This is a genomic window from Fodinibius salicampi, from assembly GCF_039545095.1.
GTDB lineage: Bacteria > Bacteroidota > Rhodothermia > Balneolales > Balneolaceae > Fodinibius > Fodinibius salicampi.
In genome coordinates this window covers 365273-381605 of sequence record NZ_BAABRS010000003.1, presented here as the reverse complement: position 1 = coordinate 381605, position 16333 = coordinate 365273, and the positions used below count along the sequence as shown (strand labels likewise).

The 16333-nt window shown below is 46.7% G+C and carries 8 protein-coding genes and 1 tRNA gene; 5 read left to right on the top strand and 4 right to left on the bottom strand.

Annotated features, from left to right (window positions below; translation table 11 throughout):
* Positions 1-354 precede the first annotated feature (354 nt).
* A complete protein-coding gene (locus ABEB05_RS12765; RefSeq protein WP_265790690.1) occupies positions 355-2532 on the top strand; it encodes a PAS domain-containing sensor histidine kinase in 2178 nt (725 codons plus the stop codon).
* A 404-nt stretch (positions 2533-2936) separates the two neighbouring features.
* Here the strand turns inward: ABEB05_RS12765 and ABEB05_RS12760 are convergent, their stop codons facing one another.
* Positions 2937-3584, bottom strand: a complete 648-nt coding sequence (locus ABEB05_RS12760) for a LexA family protein (protein ID WP_265790688.1) — start codon at positions 3582-3584, stop codon at positions 2937-2939.
* Between the two features lie 304 nt (positions 3585-3888).
* Between ABEB05_RS12760 and ABEB05_RS12755 the strand changes: the two genes are divergently transcribed.
* Together ABEB05_RS12755 and ABEB05_RS12750 are read left to right on the top strand one after the other, a co-directional pair.
* The gene (locus tag ABEB05_RS12755) at positions 3889-6801 is read left to right on the top strand and encodes a PEP/pyruvate-binding domain-containing protein (protein ID WP_265790685.1); all 2913 of its coding nucleotides are present in this window, start codon (positions 3889-3891) and stop codon (positions 6799-6801) included.
* Between the two features lie 45 nt (positions 6802-6846).
* Positions 6847-8061 (top strand): serine hydrolase, encoded by a 1215-nt coding sequence (locus ABEB05_RS12750; RefSeq protein WP_265790684.1) that lies wholly within the window; start codon positions 6847-6849, stop codon positions 8059-8061.
* A 107-nt stretch (positions 8062-8168) separates the two neighbouring features.
* Here ABEB05_RS12750 and ABEB05_RS12745 read toward each other — a convergent pair whose 3' ends face one another.
* From ABEB05_RS12745 to ABEB05_RS12735, 3 genes are all read right to left on the bottom strand, one after another.
* The gene (locus tag ABEB05_RS12745) at positions 8169-10973 is read right to left on the bottom strand and encodes an Npt1/Npt2 family nucleotide transporter (RefSeq protein ID WP_265790683.1); all 2805 of its coding nucleotides are present in this window, start codon (positions 10971-10973) and stop codon (positions 8169-8171) included.
* Positions 10974-11039: 66 nt separating this feature from the next.
* Complete coding sequence (locus ABEB05_RS12740) at positions 11040-12002, bottom strand: serine hydrolase (protein ID WP_265790682.1); 963 nt, start codon at positions 12000-12002, stop codon at positions 11040-11042.
* Between the two features lie 434 nt (positions 12003-12436).
* A tRNA-Arg gene (locus ABEB05_RS12735) sits at positions 12437-12510 on the bottom strand.
* A 250-nt stretch (positions 12511-12760) separates the two neighbouring features.
* On the opposite strand from ABEB05_RS12735, the gene ABEB05_RS12730 reads away from it, so the two are divergent.
* Both ABEB05_RS12730 and ABEB05_RS12725 read left to right on the top strand, forming a co-directional pair.
* Positions 12761-13906, top strand: a complete 1146-nt coding sequence (locus ABEB05_RS12730) for a PQQ-dependent sugar dehydrogenase (RefSeq protein WP_265790681.1) — start codon at positions 12761-12763, stop codon at positions 13904-13906.
* Positions 13907-14167: 261 nt separating this feature from the next.
* Positions 14168-16282, top strand: a complete 2115-nt coding sequence (locus ABEB05_RS12725) for an outer membrane protein assembly factor BamB family protein (protein ID WP_265790680.1) — start codon at positions 14168-14170, stop codon at positions 16280-16282.
* Positions 16283-16333: the final 51 nt, after the last annotated feature.

The window sequence follows — 16333 nt, the reverse complement described above, 5'->3', positions numbered from 1 at the left end:
CTAAAAGGGAAATGTATTTGTTGGCCAATTGGAATAACTAAGCCCAAAGTTATTGTATATTAACAACTTATAGTTTGTTTGAGTACATTTTTCACGACAATGGTCATGGAAATCCTCAGTCTTTTGATCCGAGGTTAATCCAAGCCAGTATCTAACATTTTTTATATACCTATAAGTAGTTGCAATACAACTGGTTGGAGGGTGTGGAATGTCTCTAAAGTCATCTCATTGAGTAAATATGTTGACCCTTAGATTGTTAATATAGCAATAGGAAATCCATGACTTGGATTTCTTATCTTTTTAAAGAATATTGACAATCTGGGTAATCGCTACGATTAGGGGCGAGGGCAGTTTATGAATATTAGAAATTTTGATCAGTTTTTCCATGATAGCCCCATCCCGATGTGGGTGTATGACCCGGAGGATTATTCAATACAGGAGGTCAATCAGGCGATGGCTGATACCTATGGGTATTCGCGGGAGGAGATGCTCTCCTTTACTTTATTTGACCTGCGTCCCGAAGACGAAGTGACAAAGTTAAAAGAATACCTCGCGCAAGTAGATAACGAGAGCGTAGGCGATGAAGGCGTCTGGAAGCATCAAAAGAAGGGTGGTGAATTTGTCTATGCTCGGGTGGTTCGGAATCCGGTATCGCTCGATAATAAGGATCGGGACTACCAGCTGGCCATGTATAAAAACCTTACCAGTGAGCTGGAATCCCAGCTAAATAATGAAATGCTCTTCAAGCATAGCCTGGATGGCATCATGCTGACCAATCCCAATGGGGAGATCCTCCAGGCGAATCAGGCGGCCTGTGATATTTTGGGGATGAGCGAGCAGGAAATTACCGAGAGGGGTCGAGGGGGCATTGTTGCCAGGGATGAAAAGTTAGAGAAAGCGTTAGAGCAGCGTACCCAAACGGGAAAATTTGCTGGTGAGCTGAACTTTATCCACAAATCCGGGCGCAAAATACCGGTGGAGATCACCACTTCGGTGTTTCAAAATTATGCTGGCGAGAAACGGACCAGTTTAATTTTCCGGGATATCAGCGACCGAAAAGCGCAGCAACAGGCCCTCCGGGACGAGAAGGAATTTACCGAGGCTGTCCTGAATAGTTTGCCGGGCGTGTTTTACGTCTTGGATCACCAGGGCCGTGTGGTGCGATTTAATGACCATGCCTTGGAAGTATTTGATCTTCCTGCTGACGAAATCATCGGGCGATCAGCCGCTGAGTTTGTGCATGAATCCGACCAGGAAAAAGTACCGGAAGAAATTCGAGGCGTTCTTGAAGAAGGATATCGGGTGTTTGAGCTAACCTTAAAGACAGGAGGCGGAACCACCGCTATCTACCGGTTTAACGCCGAGCGACTGGAGCAAAGTGGTCACACATATATTATTGGCACCGGCTTAGATATCACGAAGAAAAAAGACCTCGAAGAGCAGCTACATTCCTTGTTGCAAGAAGAACAGGTCCAGCGAAAGAAAGCCGAAGCGGATCGGGACAAGCTAAAGGAGATGTTCGAAGAAGCCCCCTCTCCCAAGTGCTTGTTGGAAGGCCCGAAGCTCCGCTATGTGATAGCCAATAAGGCCTACCGCCAGGTGGTGGGACAGGAAGACATCATTGGCAAGCCCGTCATCGATGTCATTCCAGAGGTCAAGGAGCAGGGCTATATAGATCTGTTGGAAAAAGTTTACCAAACCGGGGAGCCCTATTTAGGTTTTGGAGATCCCGTACACATTGACAAAGGAAAAAAGGGAGCTAAACAACAATATATCTTTAATCTTCTATTTGCACCTTTATTTGATGAAGAGGGAGAGGTCTATGGCATCTTTATTGAAGCCATGGATTTTAGCGAACAGATTGCCTACCAGAAGCAGCTAAAAGAATCCCTTACTGAAAAGGAGACACTTCTGGCTGAGATTCACCACCGGGTGAAAAATAACTTAGCCATTGTTACCAGCATGATGCAGCTGCAGGCAATGGAAACGGAGGATACCGACCTGCAGGGAGCACTTCGGTCCGCCCAGCAACGCATTCAAACCATAGCTACCATCCACGAGTTACTGTATAGTTCGGAAAGCCTGTCGCATTTGAACTTTGGAGAAAATGTAAAACAGCTGCTCCATAACCTAGAGGAAATATTTAATACCGGAAAACAGATTACGGTAGATCTGCAAGTAGAGCAAGTGCCAATGAATATTAATCAAGCAATCCCCTGTGCTCTGATGGTAAACGAAGTGGTTACCAACGCCTATAAGCATGCATTTAATCATCAAAAGAAAGGAGAGATTGCCATTCAGCTATATGAAGAGGATAGCAATGTAGTGGTCGAAATTACAGATAATGGTGTGGGATTTCCGGATAATATCATAGAAGAGGGAGCATCAACGATCGGGATGACGCTGATCAATCTATTAAAGCAGCAATTGGAGGGGGAGGTTCACTTTTCGAATGTCAATGGAACACAATTCAAGTTAGAATTTGAAAAAGCTGATGTGAAAGGCAGTGGGAGCATGTTAATAAAGAATTGATTTCGTAGATCCGTCCGGAGAAAATTCTGAGGGAAGATATTGATACAAATTTTGGAGTGTTATTTAACTCTTCGAAGGGGATGAATTATTATCTTAATAAATAAGAGTTAACCCTTCGTAAATAACTACCGGAAACGGGCCACCGACGATATATGCTTGGTTTCCACTGCCGAAATATGTGTCACCATAAATAGCTATCCACTACTTCCGTGAGAATCCGTGATAAGTTTGTTTTGGGAGAACAAGAAAAGGTCAGCCTTGATCGGCTGGCCTTTTCTTTTTGCTTGTTCCCTTTCCAGAGCTTAGAATGGGATAAATAAAATGTTGGTTTATTTTTACATCCGTGGAATGGCAGGTGTTATATGGGCTGGATGATCAGATGGTGATTGAGAAGCCGGGCTACCCTACACTTTGTGGAGTCCCTTATCATTGATATGGCCCACATACTTCCCGATGATATTTACCTCCTCAAACTCTCCCGGTTCAATGGTGATGGGCTCAAAATCTTCATTTGCCGGTTTGAGCCTCATCCCGTTCGGGGTGCTGTAGATGCGTTTCAGGCTGGTTTCTCCGCGATATCGTACGGCCCCGATATCGCCATCGAAGATATCCGTCTGGGCCAGGAGCACAATGTCACCATTATTGATCCCGGCTCCTCGCATGCTTTGCCCGGAAACCACCACCGCCTTCATCTTATCATAGTTGGGAAGGATAGACTTCAGGGTTACCCGGCCCAGATCCTCTTCCACCGCTTCCTGCATCCCGCCGGCGGTAATAAGTCCGACAATGGGTATGCCATACTCCTCGTCTTCCTCATTTTCACTGAGGTTAAACTTCTGTACGGGATGGAAATCATACTCTCCCCAATCCGCCTTAACCAAGTGATTTTTCTTAATCAGCGCCTCATACAGCTGCGTGATACTTCGGGGCGACTTAAACCCGAACTCATCCATGAGGTCCTGATGGGAAGGCCACTGTTCAAACTCTCTGACATACCGCACAAGGAAGTTAAAGAAGTCGTTTTGCTTGTTTGTCAGTTTTGGATATTCCATATATAAATTATAGTCATTTATATATAATTGGCAAAAAATTTTTTATAGCGGTTGATTTACTTTAGTCCTATTAAAGGAGTATTTCTGCCTATATAATACCCTGCCAAGCACCTATCTTTATTTATAAGGAGAGGTCATTACTTCTTTATTAAGAATTGATTATCAATGGTCTTTGAATGATATTGTATAAATCTGCAATTCTTCCGTGTGCATTAATCTAGCGCTTGTCTTGGTTAACACTCAAAAGGCAAAGGACGATAAAGCTTGTTACGTATTTTAAACAATGATAAAAAAGTATCTTTAGATGATGACAATCACGCTAAAAAGAGCATTACTGTTTTTCCTGGTTTTTTTCTTGTCTAGTCAGCTCCATGCTCAAAAAGTTGAGAATGGGTCCATCCAGGAGCGAATTGAAGCCTATAAACAGGATGTGCGAGGTCCCTATAAGGACCTTAGATGGTTTTGCCCGGATGGATCAGTTGTTCCACCGAAAGAGCGGTGCCCCGAGCGGGGCGGTAAGCAGCGTGCCCGGTATAAAGATGAAGTGGTTGCTCTTCAAAAATCAAATCACATTTTTTTAGGACAAATATTAGCGACCACCGACCATCAATCGTTTTGGGATTCCGGTCACAACCATTCCCGGCTCAAGCAATACCAGTTGGAGAAGTATCTGCGCAGTATCGACAACGGATGGATTCTCCGGAAAGCACAGTACTATCGCGGAGCTATACAGGCTGAGGATGAACAGGCATGGGGACGTGAGTTTTTTACATGGTTGCTCTCAGATGACGAAAGGATCCAACAGCATTATTTTCTGATTCGCCAGGCGCTCAAGGACCTCCCGCACAAGGGAGACAGTAACGTAGCACAGCAGATGCGCAGTCAGTCGCAGGTTATTTCCGACCAGTATCCAGCGTTCATGGATTTGCGTGTAAAAATTCACGGGCAGCCAGAGTCGTCAGATATCCAGGATGTAATTTCTTTTAAACAAAAACACGCGGACAAACTGTCTGCAAAGCTCAAAGCACAATTTGATGAATTGATCTCTACGATGCGGGAATTTTTCCAGCCGGTGGATGTCAACCTGCTGCGGAAAGAAGTGGCTTTGCTGTCTCCCTCGCAGTTAAAAGCTTCACTGTCATCACAGATCGATAAGCTTGAACAACTTACGAGTCCAAGACCGAGAATTACTACAGCGTCCTCAATGGCGTTTGAAATTCGGGAGGGACTACTTGAAGAAAAAAAAGTAAGTGCCCGTATTGCCCTGCTTGATCTTTCAAACAAACTGGAGGAACTAGTCTATAAAGAAGCCACCAGCTGGCAGCCCAAAAATTTGGAAAACTTGCTACACAAAACGTACTATCTGGGCCGGACGGCGGCCGCTGCCGGGTACATAGAGCTGTGGGAATGGCGGCAGGTCTCGGATCATGTAGCACCGCCGGCAGCCGAGACTATTACCGTGAATAACCTGAGTAACTACCTGCAGACGTTAAGAAGTCAGGTGGAATGGGGTACGGGAACTGTAAAGGCTACCTATAATGAAGTTGTTTCACTGTTCAGCGGCTTTGAGCCACTGGCAACCGGCTTTATTGATGACCGTATCCGTTCGTCCGTACTGCTGCCGCTTGGAGAGAGCGTGGGCCGGCTCGGAGATTTTATCGCCCAGCAAACCGGGCTGAACAACAGCATGATGGGTATAGCCAACCAAGGACATATACGGGGGCTTAATCCCGGTTTCGCATTTGGAGAACTAGTAGTGGTTGAGGGGAATCCGGATGATTTAGAAGTTGCCCCAGACAAAATCTATCTGTTTGAACGGCCTCCAGCGGATATGAAGCCTGTTGCAGGGATCGCCACGGTCTCTGAGGGCAACCTTGTTTCTCATGTTCAGCTGCTGGCCCGCAACCTGGGCATCCCCAATGCGGTGATCTCCAACACAAACCTGGAGGAACTTAAATCACATGCCGGGAAGATGGTGTTCTATGCGGTTTCCAACCGGGGCACAGTAGTAATGAAACCAGCAGAAAAAATGACGGAAGAAGAACGGGCGCTGTTTACTATAACAGCCAGAAACGAAGAGCGCATCCGGGTGCCAATTGACAGTATTCGGCTCGACCAGACCTCTATCTTGAATCTGCGCGATATTAATGCAAGAGATTCCGGCAAACTATCGGGACCCAAGGCGGCTAACCTCGGTCAATTGAAACAGATGTTCCCTGACAAGGTGGTGGAAGGCCTCGTTGTTCCATTCGGGATATTCCGCCAACATTTGGAGCAAGAGATGCCTGGTCGAAATGTTAGTTACTGGCAATTCCTTAATAATACATATGCCACAGCTGAGCAGATGCGTAGCCGGGGAGAACCGGCGCCAGAGATAGAAAAATACCAATTGAATCAGCTTGAAGTGCTGCGGGAGGCTATCAAAAAGATAGAGCTACTGCCGCACTTTCGGAAAGAGCTGGAGGAGAAATTCCAGTCAATCCTGGGGCAACCGATGGGAGAGCTGCCCGTTTTCATCCGGAGTGATACCAACATGGAAGACCTGAAAGAATTTACTGGAGCAGGACTCAATCTTACCGTATTCAATGCCGTGGACAAGCAAAAAATTATCCAGGGGATTAAGGATGTATGGGCCTCTCCATACACGGAACGAAGTTACAAATGGAGGCAACAGTACCTGCTCAACCCGGAAAATGTGTATCCCTCCCTGCTCATCATACCCAGCGTGGATGTAGATTATTCAGGTGTTCTGATCACGAAGGGCATCGGGACCGGAAATAATGATGAGATCACCCTGGCTTTCAGTCGGGGTGCAGGAGGCGCTGTTGACGGGCAGGTTGCCGAGTCTTACCTGCTTAAGTCATCCGGAGAGGCTGTGCTGTTGTCACCTGCGCGGGAGCCGTATTACAACCGGTTACCGTTGACCGGAGGCACGGCCCGGCAGGCGGCTACCTTTGAACAGCCCATATTGAACGAGCAGAATATCCGGGATATCCGGGCCTTTTCGGACTCGATCAAGAAGATTATGCCTAATACACCGGGTATTGAATCGGAAGGGCCCTATGACGTGGAGCTCGGCTTTAAGGATAACAAGCTATGGCTGTTCCAGATCCGCCCCTTTGTAGAGAACAAACGAGCACAGGGCTCCGCCTACCTGGAATCGATCACACCCGACATCCCCGGGAACAAACAAATAAAACTTTCCACATCCTTATAAAAGATGACGAAACAGATAAAATTCTACCTTGCCTTTATTTTTTGTTTGGCATTCATAATTGGAGCCGCTACGTATCCTATTGATGGATATGAGAAGACGGGCATCGAACGACTACTCTATCTGGAGCGTATTATGAGTGGCGAGATTAAGGGTGAGCTGCCTCCGCCCGGTGCCCGGAAATCGATTGCTGATATCAAACTAAAGCTCAACGGATCTCGCGGCGACAGCCTGCAAGAAATTCTATCTCCTGATCCTGAGCTGCAAAAAGAAGTTGATGCCATTTTCTCCACGCTTGATCCCAGTTATTCCGTCGGGATACTTGATATTACTGAAGGTCGACCCATCCGGTATGCCCAGCGCAAGCAAAACGTGGGATATCAACCTGGAAGTGTGGGTAAGTTGGCTGTCCTTGCAGGCCTCTTCAGCGAGCTGGAGCGGCTGTATCCCGATTCTTTTACAAAACGACAGGAGCTGCTGAGGGAACGTGAGGTGTATGGCGGACGATGGGTGATTCCCAACCAACATAATGTGCCGATCTATAATCCGGAAACGGGCCACTACGAACGGAGATATGTCAGGCAGGATGACCGATTCTCGCTGTACGAATGGACCGACCACATGATCTCGGTCAGCAGCAATGCCGCCGCCAGTGTTATGTGGAGAGAATGCATACTGATGCGGGCGTTCGGAGAAGAATATCCTAGTCTAAGGGAGGAGGAAGCGGAAGAATATTTCAAGACGACCCCGAAAAAAGAACTTGCTCAGATCGCTGTTTCCATCGTCAATGATCCGCTGAGAACAATTGGGATTACAACAAATGAATGGCGGTTGGGCCGGTTTTTTACCCGTGAGGCAGCGAATATTGTGCCTCCGAGTGGTGGAAGTACCGGCACTACACTGGGCATGATGAAGTTCTTGGTTTCTATGGAGAAAGGTGAAATTGTCGATCCAAAATCCAGCCTTGAGATGAAAAGGATCCTGTACCAAACAGATCGGCGAATCCGGTATGCGGCTTCCCCGGCGCTGACGAACGCCGCCGTCTATTTTAAGTCAGGAAGCTTGTATAAATGCCAGCAGGAAGAAGGTTTTAAGTGCGGAAAATATATGGGTAACGTCTATAATTACATGAATTCGGTAGCCATTGTAGAGCATCCGGATGGCCGGACCTATCTGGCTGTGTTGATGTCAAATGTGCTGAGACAGAATTCAAGTTCAGATCACTACACACTTGCAACCAGGATTGACAGGCTTATTAAGTAGTACCTGTTGGTACCTTCCGCGTCCGGTGTAATCTAGTTGTCTACAAGAACTGAGTGTCGGAGAGGTTCCTGTTATATAGCTAAGCATTTGGTAAAGATCCTATTGTTCTACCTTTCAAGTATTTTGCTGAGTGCCTTATTCGCAATCTGGCGTACTTGGGTATTGTTGTTTTTTGAATAGGATTTTACAATAGTGAGATACTTTTTATCCTCCAGCTCGGATATCAATTTTAGTACCGCTAGCTTTATTTGGAGATCTCCTTCCTCCAGCAGCATCTCGAAGCACTCTTTTTCACTGGGAATTTTAAGTCTGTGCGAGCGCAATACCTCTTCGGAAACCGAATCCAGCACGGTCATTTCAACTACGGGAATCAATACACGTTTCAGGTCGGGTTCCAGCAGGTTATCCAAAAACTCGATGGCGTTGTTCTGCTGCTCGGGTTTGTTGCTGCGGACGCCATTGTAAATCAGGTTAACCTCCTCAGCGGGATACTTCAACTCCAGAAGCCCGAAAATTAATTCCAGATCCATATCCAGCCTTTTTTCCAGCAGATCGATCAGCTCTCGCCGTGCTCTTTTCTGCCCATCCTCTTGTTCTGGTAATCCTTCTTTCTGGCTTCTACGGTAGTTAACGATAATCTGGGCATACATAGCTGAGAGCGTTTCTAGGTAGAGCTTCCCTTGCTGCAGAAGGTGGCGAGCAATTTCCTTGCTGTTGAAAACGAGTTCGGGATGTGAGGTTTTCATATTGTTCAGTGCACGAACTGATTTCACACGCAGCTTCTGGTCTTGGTCATCAAGGAGATCGAAAAGGGCCACTACTGCCTGCTGGGAATCAAACTTTTCGATTACAGAGGGCAGATTCCGCAGCGCTCTGATTGGGTAGGCCCGGTTTTTAATTGCAGAGATAAAAGGGTCTATAGCCGGCGTGTTATAGTTGATGAGTGCTTTTCGGGCGGTATCGAGATACTTTTTATCTGCCAGGAATGAGATCAGGGGATCGATAAAATCGGGATTGAGTGTTCTACCGGCGCTCAGGATTGCTTTCCGCTTTACCTCTGGGTCCTCATGTGCCAACATTGTTTCTATGTATGAATAATAATCCGAGATGCCCGCATTACTAACGATATCCAGCAGTCGAAGTTTGGCTCCCTTTGAAAGGGATGCATCTGAATCTGACGAAAGCTCCAATGCACCCAGTCGCTCGTCAATCCGTTGCTCCAGCTTGTAGATGTTTTTCAATGTTGGATTATTTCGGGTTTCAAGCGCCAGGCTTGCCAGTGCGGCATCCGATATTTCAAGATTATTGTGATCCAAATAGCGGTCCAGTATAACTATAGTTTCTTCCGATGAATATTCAAAAAGGTACTCAAAAGCGGCCATTTTGACTTCATACGAAGGGTCGTATATCAGAGGTCTGATCTTTTCGACCATGTGCTGGCTTCCCAAAAAGTAAAGCGTTCTTATTGCCTCTGCCCGCACTTGTGGAGAATCATGCTCCAAGAGTGGATAAATATGGTCCGCGAGGGAATCACTTTGTATATTCTGAACTTTGCTCAGGATATACAAAATTTGTTTTTCTGAGCCGGCCTTCAGCACGTCTTCAATACCCTGTAAAATAGAATCGGGATCTGTTATTTGGGATATATCTTGCTCATTAGATACATTTTGTACCTGTAATTTGAACGATCTCAAATATTCAATTCTGACTTTGTAAGCCAGATAGATCCACACTCCGATCAGCAGTATAATGCTCAGGCTAATTACCCACGAATAGAAGTCGATAGCATTTACGATAAATATTAAGAGCACCCCTGCCACCCCGGTTGCCGTGCTGTCTATTACGACGTCAATAAATGTTTTGGTCTTATTCTTGATGTCCTGGGGAATAGGAAGAGCTAGCAGTTCTGTGGCAGATTTATTAATCGATTGTTTGAGGCTGCCGTCGGCCGTTTTTAACAGTACAGCTGCCCATAGTTCAGGAAAGATGAGGAGTGTTGTTGCTCCGAGCAAAATTCCGAGTGGCAGGAACAGCAGGGAGATACCTATCCCGAGCGTACCAACCACCCTCGCAGTAAAGAAAAGCTGGACAAAAAGTGATAGTAAATTCAGATTGGAAAACCAGAATCCCAAGAATGCCGCCAGCTCGTCGGGATCGGTGATGGCCCGGTGTGCCATGTCGTTGAATTGAAAATCAACCAGCTTTGCTACAATTACGCTAATACCGATAATACATGCCAGATAAGTCAGGTGCCGAGAGTTTATAATGGTTCTGATAGGATGCTCCCCGATGCCCTGGAATCGTTTTTTGCGTCGGTACAGTGATAAGTGACTGACATTCTCGGTCCAGATAGTCCGGCTAACCGGAATACAGATCAACAGCAGTGAGGCACCTAAAAAAAGCACATTTTCGCTGCCGATTACCGGGGCCAGCACCGAAGTTAGGTATCCCCCGAAAATTCCACCTGCAATGGCACCGGAGCCGATAAAACCAAACAATCTTTTGGCTTCCCGTACATTATAGACAAGATTGGCAAGCACCCAGAATTGTGAACCGGCCAGTACCGCAAAAATGGCTGTCCAAACGTAAAACAGGTACAGAATCAAACCGTCGGGAACATTCAACTGAAGGAGAATTACAAAACTCACCAGAGCGACAAAGGAGATAACAAGCGTTCCCTCAATAATTTTATTGAGGGACAACCGGTCCAGTAGTCGCGCATAAAGGGTTGAAATCAGAAGGGCTGCAACAGCCACCAAGATAAACGCTTCCGGCAACCGCTCTGCCCCAAATTTTGAAAGAAACAGTGCATTAACAGCTGGCTTGACAATCAGCAGAGTGGAAATTAACAGGAAGATATTAAGCTGCATGAGAAAGGCCGTCCGGTACTCTCCCTCACGGATATCAAACAAATTCCGAAGCAGTTTTTTGATCAACGTTGTCTCCAATCAATTTTTGAAGTAGTAGGCGAGGATAATCTAATTATTCCGTGATTTTATATAATCATTTAGCACCCCTTCCACGGGTTCAACTAGCTGGCGAATGATCTTTTCACCGTTTGGGTCATCAACTATGGCTACCAGGATATAGCGCCGGGACGGTCCCCACACTAAAATAGAATCGGAGTGGTAAGTCCGCCAGCTCCCCGATTTGCGGAAGAGCCGCGCTTTGGGGGCTTTTTTTTCTAGTATATTTACAAATTTATGATGCAACGCAGGATTATCCATAATCTCGAGCATCTGCCGTGAGCGCTCTGGGTTGACCAGACGACCGGTTGCCATCAGGTAATAGAAACGGCTGACTTGGGAAGCGGTGGCAGCGTGGCTCAGCCCCTTGATTGGTTCTGGGTACCGCTGGCCAGCACTGGCGTAGCGCTTGCCCACCCACAGGCCTCCTCCGAAATCTTCATCGTAAAACTCGTATTGTGGATCGGTCATCACGGATTCTATCTTTTTAAAGCTCAGTCGGTCGATCATCCGGGTCGATGCCAGGTTATCTGATTTGCTGATCATGGCATTCAAATCTGCATATATCTCGTCGGTTTCCTCCATTTCCCCTTTTTCAAAGGCATCCATAGTAGCCAGCAGAATGGAAATTTTGGGAAGACTAGCGGCATACATCATGTGGTTGCCGTTAATGCGGGCAAATTTAATGTTGTACACATCCTGCAGATCAACTAAGCCGATAGCCATCTTTTTCTGGCTGACAAGCCGTTTCCATTTTTTATTGGCAGTAATCGTTTTTTGGAGTTGGCTCTCAAGTTTGGAATTGACCAGATTCCGCAACGGCTTTATGGAGCTGTCAGGCAGTACAACGGGCAGATCATTCTTATTCTGAAAAGAGCTAAATCCATTACTTTGCTGTGCTTGCTGGCCACATGCAGCCCATCCCCAAACCAGCAATGGGAGAATCAGAATTACAACCAATTTTGCTTGTTTCATTATTTTCGATGATTGTGAACTGAATTTTAAACAGATAATAGTGGTAATGCACCTCTAAGGGAGTAGTTCATTTGCTGTCCTATAATCTATCAGCATTTAGGAGATAAAAAAAGAGTGAAAACGTCCCAATGAAATATTTAATTTATTTGGCCTGATTGATAGATCGATATAATAAAATTAACTGTGTGAACACATTTAAGCAGCAGTTAATTGAATTCATACATTAGGGCAGCATTATGCATTATTTATCACCAAAAAATCTGGCTAAACTCAAGTCCGCCATAAAGGCCAGCTTTGTCCGACTCTTTGGTAAAATCTGCGTGAAATAATCTAAACAGTCATTAATGTAGTAGTATTTATATCACCAGCTCAATTCTATTCAAAATAGAAAGGAAATAAAATATAATATGTCCGGCGAAAATGACGGATAGATGTACGCCCGGAAGGATTCGAACCCTCAGCCTTCTGATCCGAAGTCAGACGCTCTATCCAGTTGAGCTACGGGCGCAAGAAACAGTTGTATGAGACAGGCGTTTTTTAATATCTGGGTGGAAGCCAGATCTTGGAAATACCCACCTGCCATTTCAAAGCGCTTAATATACAAAGTCTGTTAGACGAATAACAGCAGAATATTCGACAAAAGAGAATCAAAGTGTAAAAAAGCGTTCAAAAATTGGTATCCCTACAAAAAAAAGTGCATTATATCGGCTCAATCAAAAACTTTAAATTTAAATGGTCATTTGTAAGGAATAATAACTATGGATAAATCATTAGCAATATACTTTTTACTCGTGCTGTTTGTGGGATGCAGCAACGGTTCAGAGATGAATGAAAATACGGAGGCTGAAGAGCCTGTCAGCCCAGAATATACCACAGAAACGGTGATCAGCGGCGACGATATTCCGCTTCCCTGGGGCATGGCCTGGCTGCCCGATGGAGATATGCTGGTAACTAATCGGGATGGCGAGTTGTACCTGGTTAGTGATGGTCAGCGCTCCGAGCCTCTCGACGGCGTGCCGGAAGTGTGGGCGAACAGTCAGGGTGGTTTGCTGGATATCGAACTGCATCCGAATTATGAGGAAACCGGTTGGGTTTATATTACCTATTCCAGCGTGGAAGGCGAAGGTGAGGGCGCTAATACCGCATTGATGCGTGCCCAACTAAATGACGACCGTACCGGATTGGTCGAAAACGAGGTGTTGTATAAAGCCGTGCCCAATACCGACCGGGGACAGCATTTCGGAAGCCGTATTAAATTTGATGATGAAGGGTACCTTTACTTTAGTATCGGGGACCGAGGCAACCGCGATGAAAATCCGCAGGATATTACGCGGGACGGCGGAAAAATCTATCGCCTGAATGATGACGGCTCTATTCCGGAAGGTAATCCGTTTGTAGGCGAGGAAAATGCCAAGGAAGGAATTTATTCGTATGGGCATCGAAATCCGCAGGGTATGGATTTTAATTCCGAAACGGGACAAATATGGGTTCACGAGCACGGTCCGCGCGGCGGCGACGAAGTGAATATCATTGAGCCGGGTAACAACTATGGATGGCCGGAGATCAGCTTTGGCATCAACTACGACGGTACTTCTTTTACTGAAGATACCGCCAAAGCCGGAATGGAACAGCCCGAATGGTATTGGGATCCTTCCATTGCGCCTTCGGGCATGGCTTTTGTTACCAGCGACGTATATCCCAACTGGCAGGGCGATCTGTTGGTGGGTTCGCTGAAGTTCAACTACCTGGTATGGTGCAAAATTAACGATGGCAGCATAATAGAAGAGGAGATCATCTTTGAGGATATTGGCCGCGTTCGGGATGTAGAGCAGGCGCCTGACGGTCATATTTATGTTGCAACGGAAGGAAAGGGCATCCAGCGTATTGTACGCGAAGAGGAATAGCCGCTGGAACTAATTCTTATTTTTAAAGAGCGGGCATGGAGCTGGTGGTCAAACACTAATTTCCGTGCCCGCTTTTTTATTGCTGATAGTTTCTGAATGGATATGTATGTTATTGCTGATGGGAGTGGCAAATAATCGGTTTATTTGTTTAACCTTAGGGATATAAGTTAAAGTATGGGACAAGGAAAATGGGGTAGTTTTAAAACAACGAACATCATTTGTTTGGGATTATTGATCTTCTGCTTGAGTTGTTCGTCGGAAATGGATAGAACATATCAGAGCTGGGAGGTTCGCGGCGGGGATGCCGCTTCCATTCGCTATTCGTCACTCGATCAGGTCGATACCACTAATGTGGATCAGCTTCAACAAATCTGGAGCTACTCAACTGAGGATGCCGATACGGCTAAAAATTCCCAAATCCAGGCGAACGCCATTGTCATTGATCAAACGCTCTATGCCACTTCTCCAGGCTTGAAAGTTTTTGCCCTGGATGCTGCAACGGGAGAGGAGCAGTGGGTCTTCAATCCTTTCCCTGATTCAACGGATATTGTCCACTGGCTCAATGTAAACCGGGGCGTGACCTATTGGGAGGATGGGGAAGATCAGCGAATTTTATTTACAGCCGGACCCGAACTTTATGCGCTTGATGCTAAAACTGGGACCCTGGTAGAAAGTTTTGGAGATAAGGGGAAGGCAAGCTTAAAACAGGGATTGGGTGAGCGGGCTGAGGATCTTTCCGTTACGGCGACCTCCCCCGGCGTAATTTTTGAGGATCTGATTATCATCGGCTCCAGGGTCTCGGAAGGCGACAATGCAGCCCCGGGTGGTATCCGTGCTTTTAATGTGCGCACAGGGGAGCTGGCCTGGACTTTTCATACGATTCCCCGGCCCGGTGAATTCGGATATGAAAGCTGGGACGATCCCGATGCCTGGAAGCGGATTGGTGGAGCCAACAGCTGGGCCGGCATGTCGGTGGATAACGAGCGCGGAATAGTGTATATCCCGACGGGATCGGCCTCCCCCGATTTTTACGGTGGTGATCGAAAAGGAAAGAATTTATTTGCTAATACCCTTTTAGCGCTGGATGCGGCCACGGGTGATCGAGTCTGGCATTATCAGACTATTCATCACGATTTGTGGGATCGCGATCTGCCCTCGCCGCCGGCCCTGGTAACGGTTACGCACGAGGGAGAGGAGATCGATGCGGTGGCGCAGACGACCAAAAGCGGGTTTCTCTTTTTGTTTGATCGTGAGACCGGAGAACCCTTATTCCCAGTTGAAGAAGTTGAGGTACCAACCAACAGTAACCTGGATGGAGAAGAGGTATGGCCAACGCAACCCATGCCGACAAAGCCGGAACCGTTTGTCCGGCAGCACATGGACACTACGGATATCAACCCATATGTATCGCAGGAGGTGCAGGCCGAGCTTAAAAAGCAGCTCCTAAGCCTGAATAGCGATCACATGTTTGCGCCTCCCTCCTTGCGGGGAACCCTGATGTTCCCGGGCTTTGACGGCGGGGCCGAGTGGGGCGGCAGCGCTTTTGATCCGGAAACGGGCGTTTTATACGTTAATAGCAACGAGGTGCCCTGGATTATGACGATGGTCCCGACAGATCAGTATGGGGATACTACCTCCTATTCCGGGCAAAAATCGTCCTTTTTAGCCGGCGAAAAGGCCTATATGACGAATTGTATGTCATGCCACGGTCCGGACAGAGAGGGCGGCGGGAATAATCCATCGCTGGTTGATGTTGAAGAGCGGTATAGTCCCGAGGAACTTTTTGATTTGATTGAAAGCGGACGACGGATGATGCCCGGGTTTGCCCATCTTTCCGAGTCAAAAAAGAAAGCTATTATTAATTTTATTATTGGGGATGAGTTTTACCAGGTGGAGGAAGTCTCGGATAAAGAAGAGGTTACGGATGAGGAAAATTCGTCTCCTTATGTGATGGCTGGCTATAAGAAATTCCGGAGGCCCGAAGGCTATCCGGCCAACAGTCCGCCGTGGGGAACGCTCAATGCCATTAATCTGAATACCGGGGAACATGAATGGGGTATTCCACTGGGAGAATATCCCGACCTGCGTGAAAGAGGGATTGCTCCGACGGGGACTGAAAACTACGGGGGACCGGTGGTTACGGCCGGCGGACTTGTTTTTATTGCGGCTACCCTGGATGAAAAGATACGTGCCTTTGATAAACAAACCGGTGAACTGCTGTGGGAGCACGACCTCCCGGCAGCGGGTTTTGCAACGCCCAGCGTGTATGAGATTGACGGGAAACAGTACCTGGTGATTGCCTGTGGTGGCGGTAAGCTGGGAGCGACTTCGGGAGATGAATATGTGGCTTTTGTACTTCCCGATTCAATGCTTTAAAAAAATATAACAGATGCTAAACGGATTTCTCAGCATTTCGGTTATGTAAGT

Bases quoted from the DNA above. Each gene is read 5' to 3' on its own strand.
- ABEB05_RS12765 (WP_265790690.1), top strand. From the start codon at position 355: ATGAATATTAGAAATTTTGATCAGTTTTTCCATGATAGCCCCATCCCG.
- ABEB05_RS12740 (WP_265790682.1), bottom strand. From the start codon at position 12,002: ATGAAACAAGCAAAATTGGTTGTAATTCTGATTCTCCCATTGCTGGTT.
- ABEB05_RS12760 (WP_265790688.1), bottom strand. From the start codon at position 3,584: ATGGAATATCCAAAACTGACAAACAAGCAAAACGACTTCTTTAACTTC.
- ABEB05_RS12725 (WP_265790680.1), top strand. From the start codon at position 14,168: ATGGATAGAACATATCAGAGCTGGGAGGTTCGCGGCGGGGATGCCGCT.
- ABEB05_RS12730 (WP_265790681.1), top strand. From the start codon at position 12,761: ATGGATAAATCATTAGCAATATACTTTTTACTCGTGCTGTTTGTGGGA.
- ABEB05_RS12755 (WP_265790685.1), top strand. From the start codon at position 3,889: ATGATGACAATCACGCTAAAAAGAGCATTACTGTTTTTCCTGGTTTTT.